Source organism: Cellulosilyticum ruminicola JCM 14822 (genome assembly GCF_001311925.1).
In the GTDB taxonomy this organism is placed as follows: domain Bacteria; phylum Bacillota; class Clostridia; order Lachnospirales; family Cellulosilyticaceae; genus Cellulosilyticum; species Cellulosilyticum ruminicola.
Genome location: NZ_BBCG01000010.1, coordinates 19,776 through 36,359 on the forward strand (window position 1 = coordinate 19,776; position 16,584 = coordinate 36,359).

The window sequence follows — 16,584 nt, forward strand, 5'->3', positions numbered from 1 at the left end:
ATTCATCAGCACCTACTTCAAAGCCTTCAATTTTACTATCTAAAGTTCCTCTAGCTGTAATCATGAAAATATGCACATTAGATACTTTGCGCATCTCTTTACATATTTCTTCCCCTTGAATATCTGGAGCATAAGGTCTAATAATACCACATCTATTTTATTTTCAAAAAATACATCTAGACCGCTTCTACCCGTATAACAAGTGTAGACTTTATAGCCTTCCTTTTCTAGATATTTTGTCATGATGTCTGCTACTCTTTCTTCATCTTCAATTACTAATACGTTCATCTTTCTCATCCCTTTCATACGGCCTTGTTGTTTATGTTTTTCATATTATAAAACACTTATGTGAAGAAAGTGAAAAGTTTTGTTTTCTCTTTTAACTTTTACTGTTATAAATATCATTTTTAACAAGTGCATAAGTTTTTTTAATATTGTATATTTTTAATTTCAATTATTAATTATTATTGATAATTTTATATATTTACTTTACAATAGTAAATAAGATTTACTTTACAACGGTAAAGAAACTTTTACTACATAGTGGTAAAGATTTTTACTGCTAAAAAGACTTACTTTAGCTTAATTGTGAGGGGGATATTTTATGAAGTATACTTTTGAAGACAAAGAAGACCTAGTAACATTTATTTGTAATGAAATCATCACAACCGCAGAGGCAACTGGTATGCTGAATTGCTCTAGACAATATCTAGATGAACTAGTAAGCAAGGGAAAGATCACTCCGATTAAAACAATTAACCGTGTAAGGCTCTACTGGAAAAATGACATCGATACGTTAGTCAGAAAAAAGCAAAATAGCTAGCTTCTAAAAGAAGCTAGCTATTTCTTGTTCATTTAATGTTTCTTTTTCAATTAAGCTTTCTGCAAGGGCTTCAAGTTTGTCTTGATGTGCAATGATTAAAGCCTTTGTTTCTTCATAAAGGTCTCCCATATACTTCACACTGCGTGTAATGAAGGCTTCATCTTCTACTGTTTGTTTCCCTGTTAAAACATTTAAGTTTACAAGGCCATAAGATGTATCCATCCCATATCTCAATAAGATATTTCGCATAGACTCACTTGCTTTTTCAATATCGTTACTTGCCCCTGTTGTAATCAGATTTTTACCAAAAATAATCTCTTCAGCTGCACGTCCTGCTAAGCTGATTTTAATACTATTTAAAAGCTCTGTTTTATTCATATACATTTTGTCTTTAGGGATATTCATACTAAATCCGCCAAAGCCTTTTGTACTTGGAATAATAGTTACCTTAGTCACACTATTTTCAGGTGCAATCAGTTTAGTTACTAACGCATGTCCTGCTTCATGATAAGCTGTAATACGCTGATCCATTTCACTAATACCACTGCGGTCTTTCTTTTCTTTCCCAGCTACCACTGTATAAAAAGCAGTATCAATAGCTTTTTGGTCAATGCATGGCTTACCAGTTGAAACAGCATAAATAGCTGCTTCATTTAAAAGATTCTCGAGCATTGCCCCTGTGAAATATACTGTTTGTTTCGCAATATTTGCTACTTCTACATCATCTGAAAGAGGTTTGTTTTTAAGGTGTAGCTTGATAATTTGTTCTCTCGCTTTAAAATCAGGGTATCCTACCTCAATATGTCTATCAAAACGTCCTGGACGAAGAAGGGCATCATCTAAAGTATCTAATCTATTTGTCGCTGCAATGACTACGATTCCCTCATCATCTTTGAATCCTGACATCTCTGTTAAAAGTGCATTTAATGTTTGATCCTTTTCATCATTGCCTTGCATGCTGCCACTGCTACGTTTTTTACCGATGGCATCAATCTCATCAATGAAAATAACCGCTTTTCCTTCTTTACGTGCTGTTTTAAAAAGCTCCCTCACACGGCTTGCACCGACACCTACATACATTTGCATAAAGTCTGAACCACTTACAGAGAAGAAGCTTACACCTGCTTCTTTGGCAATAGCCTTAGCAAGTAATGTTTTACCTGTCCCTGGAGGCCCATAAAGGATGAAACCTTTTGGCATACGTGCACCCATTTTAGCGTACTTTTCTGGTTCTTTCATAAAATCAATAAGCTCAGCCACTTGCTCTTTGGCTTCTTCATTACCAGCAATATCATCAAAACCGTGTTTAAGTGCATGAGGTGCTACTTTTTTATCACCAATGCTCATTTTACCACGGCTATTGTTTTGTTTTTTCACCATATTAAAAATTGCAATAAACATGGCAATCATTAAACTTATGCTAATGATATATTGAATCATGGATGTATCACTTTGTGCTTTTTCTACTACATTTATATTATTTAAAAGCAAGGCTTCCTTCAGAGTTTCTTTTCTAGGATTATCCGTTGTATAAACAGTATCACTATTTTTCAATTTAAATTTCAATGTGGAAGCATTACTAAGTTCTACTTTTTCAACTTGCTCATTTTGAATATCTCTTAAAAATTGGGTGTAGCTCACTTTATTTACAGCTTTATGTCTTGCAACCAAAACGCTTCCACATGCTACGAGGCCGCATAAAAGGCCCACCAATATATATTTTTTGATGTTTTTCTTTTGTTTCATTAAACTACCTCCTAATGCCCTTTCCACTTATTAGGTGTAGGGGGTATGTGTTGAACCTATTATACGGTCTGTACTTTATAATTTCATTAGTAGTTCAATGGAAATTTGTCGATATTCACAAAAAAAACAGAGAAAGACGCCAAGTCTTTCTCCTTGAGAGAAGGTATTTTATTCTAGGGGTAGCAAATAATTAAATATTTGCTGTAACATCTGGGGGAAGTTACAAATATATTATAACAACACCTTAGAAGTAAATTTGCCTTAACTTTTCAATCTATTTTCACCTTTTTTATATAATTTTCAAAATCATCTACCCTATTTATGCATTTATTACATATAAATACTCTATCTTATATGTTTATCTATCTTTTTCATTAATTCGTCTTCCACTTTCAGGAATAATTTTTCTTTTTTCTACATTTTCCACAATTTAATTTCCACTTCATACGCATAATTACCTATTTTCATGTATTGTGACTATTCTTGTCGTCTCTTCTGTACTTTTGGCACTTAATCTTTTATAACAATAAAAGGTTATAAATAATATCCATGTCTTATGACAAGTGGATATTATTTATAACCTTTTTTAAATGCGCATTAATGAGCTCTTCTGCCTTGTCGCCATCTCTATTTTTAATAGCTTCATAAATCCCACGATGTTCTTCAATGAGTAAACTTACACGCCCTGGTGTGGCCATAGATTTCTTCCTAGCTTGTTGAATATACATGTGGAAATCAGATAATACCTGTTTGATAATCTTACTCTTTGTTGCATTATAAATCACATCATGGAAAGTATGGTCTAGATTTTCAAGTTTTGTGATATCTCCCTTACTTGCATAAAATTCAGTAAGCTCTAATATCTCTTCCATCTTTTCTAATTCTTCCTCGGTAATACGTTCTGCTGCCAATCTGCCAGCTATGCCTTCCAGTTTTCCTCTTACCATGAAAATGTCCTGTACATCTTCTTCTGTAATTCCACAAACTACTGTTTCTTTATTTGGAATGGAATGCACTAATCCTTCTAATTGCAATTGTCTAATCGCTTCTCTTACAGGTGTACGACTCACATTAAGTTCATTTGCAATAGCAGATTCTCTTAATGTATCTCCTGATTTATATTTACCGTTTAATATTGACTGTCTAATCGTCTGAAATACTCTTTCTCTTAATGACGATTTGTCTATACTATCAGATTCGTAGATCACATTTTCCTCCTCGCTCATATGAGCTATGTATAATGGTATACAATATATTTTACCAACTTTTCTAAAACATTCAATACCATTTTGCACTTCTCTTAATATTGAATCCATTTACCTTCTTCACTTTTGTATGCCACAATGCTCTCTTTTAACGTTCGATTTATAATCTGCCACCTTTCACTTACTACATTGATTGCCATATCCCATTTAAGTACCAAGCGATAAACTCTATTCTCTTTACTGCCTTCTACTTCTTCTAAATTGGTTAGCTCAATAACTTCTACCACTTCACTTTGTAAACAACCATTTGCTTTTACCTTTCCAAAGTTGGCTTCAATATGCATATTGGCATCTTGTACATCTTTATTAGCAATAAACCAATCATTATACAACTTCCTTTGCTCATTTCTCATTCTTGCTTCAAAATAATTAGCTACTATTGTATCCTCCTTCAACTTAATTCCTTTTAAATAATCCTTGTAAAAGTCCTCAATAAAGGTATGCCACTTCTCCTCACCTTCTTCTGAAAGTGTTAACTCTTCAAAGTTTAAATTACAACTTTTATTATCAATAGTCACCTGCTCTATAATAGGTGTTATAACCTTATAAGGGCTTTTGATACATAATGTATATTCTCCTGGCAAAAGGTCTCCAAAGGTTACCTTGGACTTATTTACCTTTTTACTCAGCCGGTCTAAGCTTACCTCCATTCCCCTTACGGTTTTGACACTAACACTCATCATATCATAAGGCACTATAACTTCCTTTTGTTCTGGCACCTTAAGCATTTGTGTATAGTTCTTGTATTCTTTCTTTGGCATAATAACTTGTAATACATACTCTCCTGGCAAGAAACCACTGCCCACAAACTTACCATCCTGCCTATCTGTAAGCCTTTGACCATTAATATATACCTTGGCCATTGATGGCGCATAAATAGTAATACTTTCACTTTTAAAAGGATTAATAATTTCCCACCTTTTTTGGCTTCTTACAAGTTCTAGCTGCACCTCTTCATTTTTATTGCCATATGTATAAACTGCCTTACATACTGCTTTATTACTCCCCTTAAACTGCACCTTTCCTACTAACTGTGCTTGAAGCAGTTTCTTATAAGTTTGCCCATAATAAGCAATCATTTTCTGCGCGTCTACATCCTGATTTAAACTGTCATAACTTAAACTTTTATACGCCCTTTCATACTCCCCCTTCTCCACAGCCTTCACATAATTTTCCGCCGCCCATATAGGCCCTTTATAATAATGATAACCAGTTTGTATAATCTCAATAAAAAACACAATAATAATCGCATATAATACCCGCGTAATAATCTTGTTTCCCAAGTCTTTCATACCTTCACCCCCTATTCCTATATCATATGTCCCCCCCACACACTTTAGACTACCCCATAAAAAAAGCTCCCCACATCAACTTAGTGGATAGCTCCTTATACACTATATATATTTCTAACTCTGCTATGTATGCCAATCGCATCATTTATCATGATGGAAACATTAACTTTTTTCTTTATCGAAAATGAGGGTGGCTGCCTCTAGAAACGACTAGTCTACCTGTGGAGTAATCTGTTGCTGCACTTAGTAAAAGTTTAGTACAGCACAGATTACATAATGTGTAGCTAGGCGTGTCTAAAGGCAGCCGCCGGCCATTTGAGTTACTCTCTCTCGTAAGAAGCACAATCTGCTTCTCCTTTGTAAGTTCCATCTTTATTTTTTTCATGCTGTATACTTATCGCATTAAGTGTACAGTATTTCTCAGTCTTATCGTGATATTTACATTCCGTTACATCACAATGAATACTCATATTCATCATTTGAATTACTCCTTTTATCATACAAGTTAAACTTTCTTCGTTGTATGTATTAGTTTAAACGGAGCATCCTTCTTTTATTCTTCTTGTTTTAAAAACTCTTTAAAGCAATATGGGGCACCTGCTGTGATCCAAAGCATCACAAGTGCATAACGAATCATATGAAAAACTTTATAGGCTGGGAACATCTTTTTTAAACCTATTTGAATTACAAATACTACGACAAGTCCAAACACCACTTTAACGATTTGAATACATCTTGGTTGTACTGGTTTAAACTCAATATACTCCTGCTCAATAAATGCGCCTAATGCAAATCCCCATATACTTGCCACTGTCTTATATAAATCACCATCTATATCTAAAATAAGCATGATGATAAATGCTATACTTGAACCTATGACATTCCATCTTGTAATCTTACCCTTCTCATCAATGAGACTATTAGCTACTAAAACACTAGCAATCCCAAATACTAAAGCACCCACCACATCCATTGGCCAATGAACCCCTAGATACATTCTTGAAATCCCTGTAAGGGCAATGAAAATACTCCCTAAAATCACTACCGGCTTCTTCCTTAGGATAATCATACTGCTTACCCAAAAGCTTGTAGTTGCTTGTGTATGCCCACTTGGGAATGAATAACCGGTTGCTGTATGGGCACGAATAGGTGAAACGACACCAACTTGAAATGGCCTTGACATTTTAATAATATTTTTAACAATACCATTTACCCCTGTACTGAAAAAAATCATAAAACTAAGCCGTTTACTTCTTTCTTTATCAACACACCAATATAAAATCATGGTAATAATTGAGAGAAACAGTGTTTCTGCCATCATTGTAATCACAATCATCAAAGAAGTAATTGGCTCCACACGAATACTTTCTAAGAATTGTAATATTTGAATTTGTGTCTGCATAAAATCTCCTTAAATTTAACTGCTTTTTTCCATCATTTATTTACTTTTTTTTCCTATTAATATTGTACAAGATTCCTTTTTGGATTACAATATTAATATATTTATTTGAAAAATCTTTCAATTCATTTTTTTTGATAAGGAGGTCTAGCATGGAAGACTCTATTATTTCTAGAGATTTTTTACCACAAATCTATTTTAAAAAATCTCTAGACTTTACTTGCAATGGAAATACCGAAGAAGCTATTCAATCTATGGATACAGCTATTATTATTAGCGACAACGCACCTTTTTATATTTATCAAAAGATGAAATTGCTTTATACTTTAAATCTTACAGAACGTTGTAGCCAATTTATTATAACTCAATTAGAATATTTATTTAAAAATGCATCTTTATATTTGGTCTGCCGCTTTATAGATTATTATCAAAAAATACACGACCTTGATTTAGCCCGCTTAACACTTCTTTTAGAAAGTATCCACTTGCCTTATTGTCTTGCACTTGAATATAAAGACTTATTATATCATCCACGTAAATCCTTAACGCATTTAGCTCAAAAAGCTAGCATCCAAGATCATCACAAACTTTGTATTAGCTATTGTGAACTCATTCATAAAACTAAAGTTTTTTCACCAGATATTATTTATCTCAAAGCTTATTCTTATCATATGTTAGGTAACCTTATCAAAGCACGTTTAACTTATATGGAATTCATAGCTTTAGAACCTGAAAATGCCTTAGCTTATCATAATCTAGGACTTATTTTGATGGAACAAGCTCAATACTTAGAAGCACAAAAAGCCCTTGAAAAAGCCAATGAACTCGCACCTAATAACAAACATTATTTAATGGATTTAGCAGAATGCCATACTCGTTTCAAACATTATGAAGAAGCCATTGCTATTTATAAATCACTTCATAAGGCTTTTCCTGATGATTTACAAACTTATTTCAACCTATCTTATATCTACAAAAAACATCATCGTTATTTTTTATATTACAAATATACATATCATGCAAAAAAGAAACTTAGAGCACTCCTCTAAAAACATTTTTTATAATTAATTTATTAAAAATAATAACCTACTCAACTTTACAAGGAGGAGTTATATGGATAACGCAGCATTTGAGAAATATCAATATTTCACAGAACAAACTATTGCCAATCTTTCCACTAGAATTACCACCTTAGAAGAAAAACTTAATGTATTTACTAACCTACTGGCCGTTAGCCAATATGTGAATCAATATATCAAAACCGAAGACTTTTATCCTTTAATCGCTGATACACTCATTGGAGTCTTTGGCGCAAAATATGCTACCATATATCTAAAAAAAATGGGGATTATCTCTCTGCCACACCTTCTACATTCTCTTTTCCATCTATTGAGGCTGAGAAAGATCTCATTATGCGTCATCAAGAAGAACCCTTTATTATCAATAATGAAACACCTATTTATGAGGCTGTTAAAGAGACACCTCCTGTCTTTTCATGCTTAGGTGTACCAATTACTCTCAAAAAAAGACTATTAGGTTTTATTATTATTGCCCATGAAGAAAAAAACTATTTTTCAGCCCAGCATACCATTCTTTTATCTTCATTAGCATCCCATATTAGTGTCTCCATTGAAAATAATCTGCTTTATAATAAAATCCGTGAAACTGCCAATTTAGATGGTTTAACAGGTATTTTTAATAAACGTTATTTCTTTGATACACTCAGCACTTATAAAGACATTGATACACAAAACTATACAATTGCCATGATTGATATTGACCGTTTCAAAAAAGTCAATGATACTTATGGCCACCTCTTTGGTGATATTGTTTTAAAAAAAGTTATTCAAATCATTAAAGATAATATACGTCCTATAGATATTGCAGCCCGTTATGGTGGTGAAGAAATTATCATCTTCTTCAAAGATTTTACAAACCCTACTAGTGTAGAAACGTGTCTTGAATCTATTCGCTATACCATTGAACAAACGCCTATTATCGATGATGATATCGTTACCTCCGTCACCGCCAGCTTAGGTGCTTATATTAAATATAATGAAGTCCTTACCCTAAAAGAAGCCATCAACCGAGCCGATTCAAATCTTTATATTTGCAAGGACTTAGGCCGCAATCGTATTCATTTCAATAAAATCAATTAAATTATAAAGAAGGTGCCGTAAAATCTACGGCACCTTCTTTATACAAATCTCTTATAATTATGCGAGTTGTAATGCGATTTCCATCATTTGTGTAAATGTATTTTGTCTTTCTTCAGCTGTTGTTTCTTCACCTGTGATAAGGTTATCAGAAATTGTTACCATTGCTAAAGCATTTACACCAGCAGCTGCTGCTTCCATGTAAAGTGCTGCTGCTTCCATTTCTACTGCAAGAACACCCATTTTTGACCATCTTTCAGTGGTTGTTTTATCTGCATTGTAGAAGATATCTGAAGAAAGGATGTTACCTACACGGTAAGGTACTCCTACTTCTTTAGCTTTTTCTACTGCTTTTTCTAAAAGTTCATAACTAGCTGTCGCTGCAAATGTTCCTGGTAAGTTATATTGTACAGCATAGTTCGAGTTAGTACATGCCCCCATACCAAATACAATATGACGAAGTGGAAGATCTGCGCTCATACTTCCTGCTGAACCAATACGGATAAGGTTTTTACATCCATAAACATGGATTAATTCATGTGAATAAATCCCGATTGATGGCATCCCCATTCCTGTTCCTTGAACAGAAATTCTTTTTCCTTTGTATGTTCCTGTATAACCAAACATATTTCTTACTGTATTATATTGTACAACATCTTCTAAGAAATTATCTGCAATAAATTTCGCTCTTAATGGGTCTCCTGGTAATAAGACTGTTTCTGCAATATCACCTGGTTTTGCTGCATTATGTGGTGTTGACATAGTTGTTCCTCCTAGACTCTAATGTTTCAAAGCTTCTATGTATATATCATGTCCTTTTTTTCTATAGTTATGAAATGATCAGAACGCTTTTTTTAATTATACCATATCTTGCTAAGATTGAAATATAATTTTCAGCTTACTGTTTCTTTACTATTTAAGATGTGCGCATTACAGATTTTACAAACTTTTATCTTAGTCGTACCCTTCTTAACTTCCCATCCCAATTTCACCCTAGGCCTATGACATACCGGACAAGTGCCTCTACCGTATCCATCTCGTTTTAAAGCTTTGCCTCTCTTACTTTTTGCCATAATTTTTACCCTCCATAATGAGAATTATTTTATATTAAATATATTATTTACCTAGTTTGTTTATGCCCCCCTCTTGAAAATATACTTGATATCAATTATCATTATTATTGACAAATCATTAATAATAGTTTATCATCTTACTAACAATACATTTCATCCTTTTCAATGTGCAAATGCAATACTCAAAAAGAAGGCATCATGGAAAACATGATGTCTTCTTTTCTATTTAAACAACCTTTTTATTTTACTTCGTATAATCTTCACAGTAAGCTTTTGGAATACCTAACAAATCATCTAATGCATTAAAAAATGCTACGATGCGCTCGGACTTCATACTTTCTTTAATTTGGGCTTCTTCCATGGATTCTGTTTTATAACGATTCAGCTTATGTTTGCCCCCAGTGAATTGCATGTTGGGCTGCCTTGTGAATTGTGCCAATATCCCATTGCAGTAAACTCTGGGCACAGCAATTGAATCACACCTATATTTTTATCCAATAAATACTCACATACTTTCGCTGCTAATGTAAATCTACATCCTAATACATCAACATGAACCCTTATAGCAGGGTTTAATAAACAATGCGACACAATTACAAAGTATCCAGGTTTCGCCATATGTTCTCCTTCTCGAAATATATTTTTCTTTAGTATTTGTTTTATCGCCTGAAGTATGCCTATTTCAACAAAGTAAATTACAGCATTTTTAATTTTTAAAAAAAACCCTTGAACTTTCAAATTATATATGCTATATTAATATAGTAAACCGAACAAATGTTCGCAAGAACATTTAAACATAAAATTACCTTAAATTTTTATCAAACAAAGTTTCATAAACAAATATTCCAACAAATATTCCAACAAATATTCTAACGTACACAACCGTGACATGCGTTATTTATAACGCACAAAGCTGACTAACCTCAGTTAACCTGTCACAACAAAAAGCCAATCGTTTAAGCGGCACTCCCCAAGATATCCTGCTTAAACGATTGGCTTTTTTATTATAAATATAATGATTAACTTTCTTTCTTCTGCGCTGTGAGATAAGCTGCATACTTAATTAGAAGCGCACGTATATGTTCACGCTTATAAGTTTTCTTATCCCATAAGCTCCTTTGCGTAATGATTTGTTGCTCCACAAGTCTATTAATGGCTTCCTCATATGTCTTTTTCCTTGTCAACCTACAAACAAGTGCTGGTACATTTTTGAGAATCATTAAATCTTTATGCTTCCATCTATTAAATTCTAAAGAAACGCCTGATTTAATGATAGTACTTACAGCTTTAAATAACAGTTCGTCAATAGTGTTTGTATATTCTACTTCCTCCGTGGTATCATACTTGGTCAAATCATTGGCTTCAATAAGGCTGATGAGTTTTTGAGTATAGTTAGGGTCTGTAGCATAACCTGCTTCATAAATATAAAGACAAGCCTTTTTATAATCCTTTTCTCCTACTACTTTTGCATAGTGGCTCTTGCTCGTTAAAAACTTGCTATGATCTTCTATGCTTTCTTTCCAGCTATCATATGCTCTAAATCCAGCTGTAATAACTGTCCGATTTTCATCATAATATTCCACAGTTCTTCCTGTCCACACTTTACCCCGCCAACCACTAGATGCCTTAATGCCAAATAAAGCTTTCCCCTCTGTAGCCAAAGTACTGTTGCCATCTGCACTTTCTAGTATGGCTTGAGCAATTGTAAGGCTTGCTAATATATGAGACTTCTCACTATCTGCTTTAGCTATTGGTGCAACAATCTTGATAAACTGCGCTCTCGTATATGCCATTTTTCACCCTCCATATAGTATTGTGGTCAAATAAATGACCTCACTATACTATATGTTGGTTCATTTCAGGCTGTCCCATATTTTATTTATTTTAATATCCTCGCCACCAATTATAATCTTTTGAATTTGCTCTTTTACATCAAAAATATTATATACGAAGGTTGTATGATCCTTTGAAATACCAGCAGCCTTTTTATGTAATAATTTTTTACCATCTTTTGTAACAACTACAATTGAATAATCATGTTTTAAATTTTCACTACTATCTACAAATTCTAAAGTTAATAATAAACTGTTTGTGTAATATTGCTTCACAATCAACTGCTAATTGCACTTTTCTATTAACATCTATCACTTTTCCTTGAAGCGTTTTTAAATTCATCACAATCTGACACACATCTTTTCCTTTATAGCTTGTTGGCATAAGCGTTAACTTATAAATAAAATTTTCCAGTAATAAATTCAATAAAAATGGTGAAGATATTGACTCACATAAGCGTCAGCTTTTACATTGGAATCTTATGATTACTAACATCATCAAAGAAATCCTTAATACATCTATTATTACAGAGCTTTATCGTATAAGATGGCAAATAGAACTTCTTTTTAAGGTTGTAAAAAGCACCCTTTCCCTAGATAAAATGCATGTAGGTAAAACTAAATATATAGAAGCAATTCTTTATGGGAAACTTCTAGGAGCATTACTTACAATGCCACTTTATGATGGTATAGATCAAACCATGCTTAAGAATCAGGGGAGAGGCGTAAGTATGCAAAGATTTTATGCATTACTACTTGTAGACTTATCTCAATTCTATACACTAAAAAGAATCACACTACATACTTACGAGACGTTTTCTAACTTAATTCAAAGGATAGGAAGGTTGGCTTTGCATGAAAAACGTTTAAGACAAACCACCTATTCTAAAATAGAGTGTTATCTAGAACAACTAATTGTTACCGGAAAAACTTAGTCTTAAGTTAACGACTATGATATTCTTTTTCTATCATAATGCATCATCTTAATATTATGAATATAGTTTATAACCTTTTACATTTGTTCTACAAAAATAAGCTATACCTAAATACTAGGTATAGCTCCATTTAAAAACCGCTTAGTCAAATAAATGACAAGCTATATAATGATTTGGTTTCACTTCTTTCCACTCTGGTCTTGACTGTTTACATTTATCATGTACTTTAGGACATCTTGTGCAGAATGGACAGAGGTTAGGTGGATCAATTGGACTTGGAATCTCACCTTCTACACGAATTCTGTCTCTATTTTTCTCAACGCCTGGATCTGGAATAGGTACAGCTGATAAGAGGAATTGTGTATACGGATGTAATGGATTATCATTAAGTTCTTCACTTTCAGCAAGCTCCATCATTTGTCCTAGATACATTACTAAGATTCTATCTGAGATATATTTTACCATTGATAAATCGTGAGCAATGAATAAATATGTAAGTCCCATTTCATTTTGTAATTGTTTAAGTAAGTTCACAACTTGGGCTTGAATTGAAACGTCTAGGGCAGAAATTGGTTCATCACATACGATAAACTTAGGTTCTACAGCTAAAGCTCTGGCGATACCGACACGTTGTCTTTGCCCACCACTAAATTCATGCGGGAATCTAGAAGCATGTTCTTCACTTAAACCTACAAGGTTAAGTAATTCTACAATTCGTTTATGACGGGCTGGGCCTTTAGCAAGCTTATGAATATCTAAGGCTTCTCCAATGATATCTTCTACTGTCATTCTCGGATTTAATGAAGCATAAGGATCTTGGAATACAATTTGCATTTGTTTACGAAGTTCTTTTAACTTTTTCTTAGGTAAACTATATACATCTACCCCATCGAAAGTTACTTTGCCTTCTGTTGGTTCATATAACCGAAGTACTGCACGTCCAGCAGTTGATTTACCACAACCACTTTCGCCTACAAGTCCTAAAGTTTCTCCTTTATATAAATCAAAGCTTAAGCCATCCACTGCTTTCAGTGTGCCGCCGCCTACATTAAAATGTTTTTTAACGTTTTCAACTTTTAATAATACTTCTTGTTGTGCCATTGTACTTCCCCCCTAGTCATTTCTATTTTGTGCTGGGCACATAGGATGATTAAGCCAACATGCTGATGTGAGTTCTCCATCAATCATTTGCATTTGTGGCATATGATTCTGACAGACTTTCATCGCTTTATTGCATCTTGCATAGAAACCGCATCCTGCTGGTGGTGCAAATAAATCTGGAGGTGTACCAGGAATAGTAGTAAGGGCTTTGCTGCGATCCATTTCCATACTAGGTACAGCACTTAAAAGTCCTTTTGTATATGGATGCGATGGGCGATTGAAGATAGCCTCTACTGAGCCTTGTTCTACGATTTGCCCTGCATACATTACAGCTACACGGTCACACATTTTAGCCACTACACCTAAGTCATGTGTAATCATAATGATTGACATACCGATTTCTTTTTGCACTTTTTGAAGTAACTCTAAGATTTGTGCTTGAACAGTTACATCAAGCGCTGTAGTTGGCTCATCGGCAATGATGAGTTTAGGACGGCAGGCAAGGGCCATAGCTATCATAGCACGTTGTCTCATCCCACCTGAGAATTCATGTGGATATTGATTCATTCTCTTTTTAGGTTCTGGCATAGACACAAGTTCTAGCATTTTTTCAGCTTCTGCATAAGCTTCTGCTTTACTAATATTTTTATGTTCTCTTAAAACTTCTGCGATTTGTTTTCCGATTTTTTGTGTAGGGTTAAGAGATGTCATAGGATCTTGGAAAATCATACTGATACTATTGCCACGTACTTTTTGCATCTCTTTTTCTGATTTCTTTAAAAGGTCTTCCCCTTCAAAGACAATGTTGCCTTCTTTATACATAGCAGGAGGTGTTTTTAAAAGCTGCATGATAGCTTGTGAAGTAACACTTTTACCACAGCCACTTTCACCTACAATTCCTAAACATTCACCTTTTTTCACTTCAAAGTTAATGCCACGCACAGATTGTACTTCCCCAGCATATGTTTTAAAAGAAACTTTTAAATTATCTACTTTTAATAATGTTTCTGCTGTCATATCCTCTACCTCCGCTTACTTTCTTAACTGTGGATCTAATGCATCTCTTAAGCCATCTCCAAATACATTAAAGCCAAACATGGTTAATGAAATGAGTAAAGCTGGGAATAAGAGTTGATAGCCGCATCCTGTGAAGAGTCCTGTTAAAGCATCATTTGCCATAGATCCCCAACTTGCCATAGGCGCTGAAATACCAAGTCCCAAGAAACTAAGTGTCGCTTCTGCGAAAATCGCACTTGGTACGGATAATGTTAAATCAACTAAGATAGGTCCCATTGTATTTGGGATAAGGTGTTTTCTAAGTTTCCAAAGCATACCACCGCCTAAAGCTTCTGAAGCTTTAACATAATCTTGTTCTTTGAGTTGGAGTACTTGTCCTCTAACGAGTCTAGCCATTCCAATCCAACCTGTGGCTACCAATGCAATGATCATAGGTACTAAACCTGGATCTAATACAACCATCATTAAGATTACAATAAGCATATATGGAATACTGTAGAAGATTTCTGCTATACGCATCATTAAACTATCTATCCATCCACCAACGCTCCCAGAAATCCCACCATAGATGGCACCAATTATAAACTGAATAGCTGTAGCTACGAAACCTACTGTTAAGGAAATACGTGCACCGTACCATGCTCTAGTCCAGAGATCACGGCCTAAGCTGTCTGTTCCAAACCAGTGGACTGCACTTGGTTTTAAATTACGTTCTTTAAGAGATTGTGTTTCATAAGAATACTGACTTAAAATAGGTGCAAAGATTGCAAGTAATATAAGCACTACAATAAGTGTCAGTCCAAACATGGCTAATTTATTTTCTTTTAAACGACGCCATGCATCTTTCCAATATGTTAAACTAGGTCTTTTAATAGCTTCTGCTTCTTTGAGGTCTGTTTCCACACGTTCAAATAAGTCTGCTGTTAATTCAAATTCTTCATGCATGCTTAAATCCCCCAATCACTAACTTGTTCTTCTGCTTTTTTCTTTTTAAACCAGCTTTTTTTAGAACCTGATACTAATTGAATACGAGGGTCTACGACTACGTATAAAATATCTACGATAATATAAACACTAATTAAAATCACACTATAGAAAATAGTTGTTCCTAAAATAACTGGATAATCCCTATTTGTAATAGATTGCACAAAGTATTTTCCAATCCCAGGGATTCTAAAAATATTTTCTACAACGAAACTTCCTACTACAATGTTTGCAAATGTTGTTCCCACTACTGTAATAACTGGGATTAATGCATTACGAAGGGCATGTCTTCTAATAATTTTGCTTTGTGATAAACCTTTTGCTTTCGCTGTACGAATGTAATCTTGTCCAAGTACTTCTGACATTGTACTTCTCATCATTCTGGCAATATGTGCAATAGGCATCATACTCATAGCTAAAGCTGGTAAAAGAGCATTTTTAAGACTCCCCCAACCTGATGTTGGTACAAGTTTCCATTTAAGTGCAATCACATCAATAAGTAATGTAGATAAGATAAAACTTGGTATAGAAATCCCGATAATAGCAATGATTGTACATAAGTATCTGGCCACTGATTACGTTTAAGGGCTGCAACTACACCTAATAAAATCCCAATCACAAGGGCAAATATAAAGGTTACAATCCCAAGTTGTGCTGATACTGGGAAGTTCTCACCAATATAATCATTAACTGTTCTTGTTTTACTTGTAATAGATGGTCCTAAATCTAAATGTGCTACATTATCTAAATAGATTAAATATTGTTCACCTAATGGTTTATCTAAATTATAGTGTGCCATTAAGTTATCATAAACTGATTGTGTCATTTTCCCTTCACTGGCAAACGGATCACCAGGAATGTTATGCATAATTAAAAATGTAATTGTAATAATCGCCCATAATGTAATGATTCCTAACCCTATGCGCTTTAATATAAATCCAAGCATAAATAACCTCCTCGT

At 34.0% G+C, this 16,584-nt stretch carries 21 protein-coding genes and 1 pseudogene; 5 read left to right on the plus strand and 17 right to left on the minus strand.

Annotated elements, in window-relative coordinates:
- Positions 1 to 13 precede the first annotated feature (13 nt).
- Positions 14 to 306: pseudogene (locus JCM14822_RS23625) on the minus strand (response regulator); the annotation flags it as partial.
- 298 nt (positions 307 to 604) lie between these two features.
- Here JCM14822_RS23625 and JCM14822_RS05360 point away from each other — a divergent pair.
- Positions 605 to 823, plus strand: coding sequence for a MerR family transcriptional regulator (locus tag JCM14822_RS05360; RefSeq protein ID WP_054740344.1), 219 nt, complete (start codon positions 605 to 607; stop codon positions 821 to 823).
- Positions 824 to 826: 3 nt separating this feature from the next.
- Here JCM14822_RS05360 and JCM14822_RS05365 read toward each other — a convergent pair whose 3' ends face one another.
- From JCM14822_RS05365 to JCM14822_RS05380, 5 genes are all read right to left on the minus strand, one after another.
- Positions 827 to 2,569 carry an ATP-dependent metallopeptidase FtsH/Yme1/Tma family protein gene (locus tag JCM14822_RS05365; RefSeq protein ID WP_054740346.1) on the minus strand — a complete coding sequence of 581 codons (1,743 nt, stop codon included), beginning with the start codon at positions 2,567 to 2,569 and terminating at the stop codon, positions 827 to 829.
- A gap of 554 nt (positions 2,570 to 3,123) precedes the next feature.
- Positions 3,124 to 3,885, minus strand: a complete 762-nt coding sequence (locus tag JCM14822_RS05370; RefSeq protein ID WP_330377346.1) for a GntR family transcriptional regulator — start codon at positions 3,883 to 3,885, stop codon at positions 3,124 to 3,126.
- The gene (locus JCM14822_RS05375) at positions 3,870 to 5,126 is read right to left on the minus strand and encodes a hypothetical protein (protein WP_157047638.1); all 1,257 of its coding nucleotides are present in this window, start codon (positions 5,124 to 5,126) and stop codon (positions 3,870 to 3,872) included. Before JCM14822_RS05375 ends, JCM14822_RS05370 begins: the two co-directional genes overlap by 16 nt.
- 320 nt (positions 5,127 to 5,446) lie before the next feature.
- Positions 5,447 to 5,605, minus strand: a complete 159-nt coding sequence (locus tag JCM14822_RS19155) for a DUF1540 domain-containing protein (RefSeq protein ID WP_157047639.1) — start codon at positions 5,603 to 5,605, stop codon at positions 5,447 to 5,449.
- A gap of 74 nt (positions 5,606 to 5,679) precedes the next feature.
- Positions 5,680 to 6,528, minus strand: a complete 849-nt coding sequence (locus JCM14822_RS05380) for a phosphatase PAP2 family protein (protein ID WP_054740350.1) — start codon at positions 6,526 to 6,528, stop codon at positions 5,680 to 5,682.
- 149 nt (positions 6,529 to 6,677) lie between these two features.
- On the opposite strand from JCM14822_RS05380, the gene JCM14822_RS05385 reads away from it, so the two are divergent.
- The 3 genes from JCM14822_RS05385 (at position 6,678) to JCM14822_RS05390 (ending at position 8,684) form a co-directional block, all read left to right on the plus strand.
- Positions 6,678 to 7,574 (plus strand): tetratricopeptide repeat protein, encoded by an 897-nt coding sequence (locus JCM14822_RS05385; protein WP_054740352.1) that lies wholly within the window; start codon positions 6,678 to 6,680, stop codon positions 7,572 to 7,574.
- A 64-nt stretch (positions 7,575 to 7,638) separates the two neighbouring features.
- The gene (locus tag JCM14822_RS20040; protein WP_157047640.1) at positions 7,639 to 8,028 is read left to right on the plus strand and encodes a hypothetical protein; all 390 of its coding nucleotides are present in this window, start codon (positions 7,639 to 7,641) and stop codon (positions 8,026 to 8,028) included.
- Positions 7,938 to 8,684: a GGDEF domain-containing protein gene (locus tag JCM14822_RS05390; RefSeq protein ID WP_054740353.1), complete on the plus strand. Its 747-nt coding sequence runs from the start codon at positions 7,938 to 7,940 to the stop codon at positions 8,682 to 8,684. The genes JCM14822_RS20040 and JCM14822_RS05390 overlap by 91 nt, the downstream gene beginning before the upstream one ends.
- 57 nt (positions 8,685 to 8,741) lie before the next feature.
- Here the strand turns inward: JCM14822_RS05390 and deoD are convergent, their stop codons facing one another.
- From deoD to JCM14822_RS05415, 6 genes are all read right to left on the minus strand, one after another.
- A complete protein-coding gene (deoD, locus tag JCM14822_RS05395) occupies positions 8,742 to 9,443 on the minus strand; it encodes a purine-nucleoside phosphorylase (protein WP_054740355.1) in 702 nt (233 codons plus the stop codon).
- Positions 9,444 to 9,574: 131 nt separating this feature from the next.
- On the minus strand, positions 9,575 to 9,754 hold the full coding sequence (locus tag JCM14822_RS05400) for a hypothetical protein (protein ID WP_054740358.1): 180 nt from the start codon (positions 9,752 to 9,754) through the stop codon (positions 9,575 to 9,577).
- A 244-nt stretch (positions 9,755 to 9,998) separates the two neighbouring features.
- The gene (locus tag JCM14822_RS21605) at positions 9,999 to 10,166 is read right to left on the minus strand and encodes a hypothetical protein (RefSeq protein ID WP_242861409.1); all 168 of its coding nucleotides are present in this window, start codon (positions 10,164 to 10,166) and stop codon (positions 9,999 to 10,001) included.
- Entirely contained in the window at positions 10,136 to 10,492 is a 357-nt protein-coding gene (locus tag JCM14822_RS21610) for a hypothetical protein (RefSeq protein WP_054740360.1), read from the minus strand. The genes JCM14822_RS21605 and JCM14822_RS21610 overlap by 31 nt, the downstream gene beginning before the upstream one ends.
- A 281-nt stretch (positions 10,493 to 10,773) precedes the next feature.
- A complete protein-coding gene (locus tag JCM14822_RS05410) occupies positions 10,774 to 11,547 on the minus strand; it encodes a glycoside hydrolase family 73 protein (protein ID WP_054740361.1) in 774 nt (257 codons plus the stop codon).
- A gap of 60 nt (positions 11,548 to 11,607) precedes the next feature.
- Positions 11,608 to 11,862: a hypothetical protein gene (locus JCM14822_RS05415; RefSeq protein ID WP_054740363.1), complete on the minus strand. Its 255-nt coding sequence runs from the start codon at positions 11,860 to 11,862 to the stop codon at positions 11,608 to 11,610.
- Between the two features lie 167 nt (positions 11,863 to 12,029).
- Here JCM14822_RS05415 and JCM14822_RS05420 point away from each other — a divergent pair, with 167 nt between their 5' ends.
- Positions 12,030 to 12,521: a transposase gene (locus JCM14822_RS05420; RefSeq protein ID WP_278287180.1), complete on the plus strand. Its 492-nt coding sequence runs from the start codon at positions 12,030 to 12,032 to the stop codon at positions 12,519 to 12,521.
- A 141-nt stretch (positions 12,522 to 12,662) separates the two neighbouring features.
- On the opposite strand, the gene JCM14822_RS05425 is transcribed toward JCM14822_RS05420, so the two are convergent.
- The 5 genes from JCM14822_RS05425 to JCM14822_RS23050 are packed head-to-tail and all read right to left on the minus strand — an operon-like array spanning position 12,663 to position 16,569.
- The gene (locus JCM14822_RS05425) at positions 12,663 to 13,622 is read right to left on the minus strand and encodes an ABC transporter ATP-binding protein (RefSeq protein WP_054740367.1); all 960 of its coding nucleotides are present in this window, start codon (positions 13,620 to 13,622) and stop codon (positions 12,663 to 12,665) included.
- Positions 13,623 to 13,634: 12 nt separating this feature from the next.
- Complete coding sequence (locus JCM14822_RS05430; protein WP_054740370.1) at positions 13,635 to 14,639, minus strand: ABC transporter ATP-binding protein; 1,005 nt, start codon at positions 14,637 to 14,639, stop codon at positions 13,635 to 13,637.
- Between the two features lie 15 nt (positions 14,640 to 14,654).
- Positions 14,655 to 15,584: an ABC transporter permease gene (locus tag JCM14822_RS05435; protein WP_054740372.1), complete on the minus strand. Its 930-nt coding sequence runs from the start codon at positions 15,582 to 15,584 to the stop codon at positions 14,655 to 14,657.
- 2 nt (positions 15,585 to 15,586) lie between these two features.
- On the minus strand, positions 15,587 to 16,195 hold the full coding sequence (locus JCM14822_RS23045) for an ABC transporter permease (protein ID WP_306307293.1): 609 nt from the start codon (positions 16,193 to 16,195) through the stop codon (positions 15,587 to 15,589).
- Positions 16,111 to 16,569, minus strand: a complete 459-nt coding sequence (locus JCM14822_RS23050) for an ABC transporter permease (protein ID WP_306307294.1) — start codon at positions 16,567 to 16,569, stop codon at positions 16,111 to 16,113. The genes JCM14822_RS23045 and JCM14822_RS23050 overlap by 85 nt, the downstream gene beginning before the upstream one ends.
- Between the last annotated feature and the right edge of the window lie 15 nt (positions 16,570 to 16,584).

Bases quoted from the DNA above. Each gene is read 5' to 3' on its own strand.
- JCM14822_RS05400 (WP_054740358.1), bottom strand. From the start codon at position 9,754: ATGGCAAAAAGTAAGAGAGGCAAAGCTTTAAAACGAGATGGATACGGT.
- JCM14822_RS05390 (WP_054740353.1), top strand. From the start codon at position 7,938: ATGCGTCATCAAGAAGAACCCTTTATTATCAATAATGAAACACCTATT.
- JCM14822_RS05380 (WP_054740350.1), bottom strand. From the start codon at position 6,528: ATGCAGACACAAATTCAAATATTACAATTCTTAGAAAGTATTCGTGTG.
- deoD (WP_054740355.1), bottom strand. From the start codon at position 9,443: ATGTCAACACCACATAATGCAGCAAAACCAGGTGATATTGCAGAAACA.
- JCM14822_RS05370 (WP_330377346.1), bottom strand. From the start codon at position 3,885: ATGGATTCAATATTAAGAGAAGTGCAAAATGGTATTGAATGTTTTAGA.
- JCM14822_RS05425 (WP_054740367.1), bottom strand. From the start codon at position 13,622: ATGGCACAACAAGAAGTATTATTAAAAGTTGAAAACGTTAAAAAACAT.
- JCM14822_RS05430 (WP_054740370.1), bottom strand. From the start codon at position 14,639: ATGACAGCAGAAACATTATTAAAAGTAGATAATTTAAAAGTTTCTTTT.
- JCM14822_RS19155 (WP_157047639.1), bottom strand. From the start codon at position 5,605: ATGATGAATATGAGTATTCATTGTGATGTAACGGAATGTAAATATCAC.
- JCM14822_RS05365 (WP_054740346.1), bottom strand. From the start codon at position 2,569: ATGAAACAAAAGAAAAACATCAAAAAATATATATTGGTGGGCCTTTTA.
- JCM14822_RS05360 (WP_054740344.1), top strand. From the start codon at position 605: ATGAAGTATACTTTTGAAGACAAAGAAGACCTAGTAACATTTATTTGT.
- JCM14822_RS21605 (WP_242861409.1), bottom strand. From the start codon at position 10,166: ATGCAATTCACTGGGGGCAAACATAAGCTGAATCGTTATAAAACAGAA.
- JCM14822_RS20040 (WP_157047640.1), top strand. From the start codon at position 7,639: ATGGATAACGCAGCATTTGAGAAATATCAATATTTCACAGAACAAACT.
- JCM14822_RS05410 (WP_054740361.1), bottom strand. From the start codon at position 11,547: ATGGCATATACGAGAGCGCAGTTTATCAAGATTGTTGCACCAATAGCT.
- JCM14822_RS05435 (WP_054740372.1), bottom strand. From the start codon at position 15,584: ATGCATGAAGAATTTGAATTAACAGCAGACTTATTTGAACGTGTGGAA.
- JCM14822_RS05385 (WP_054740352.1), top strand. From the start codon at position 6,678: ATGGAAGACTCTATTATTTCTAGAGATTTTTTACCACAAATCTATTTT.
- JCM14822_RS23050 (WP_306307294.1), bottom strand. From the start codon at position 16,569: ATGCTTGGATTTATATTAAAGCGCATAGGGTTAGGAATCATTACATTA.
- JCM14822_RS05375 (WP_157047638.1), bottom strand. From the start codon at position 5,126: ATGAAAGACTTGGGAAACAAGATTATTACGCGGGTATTATATGCGATT.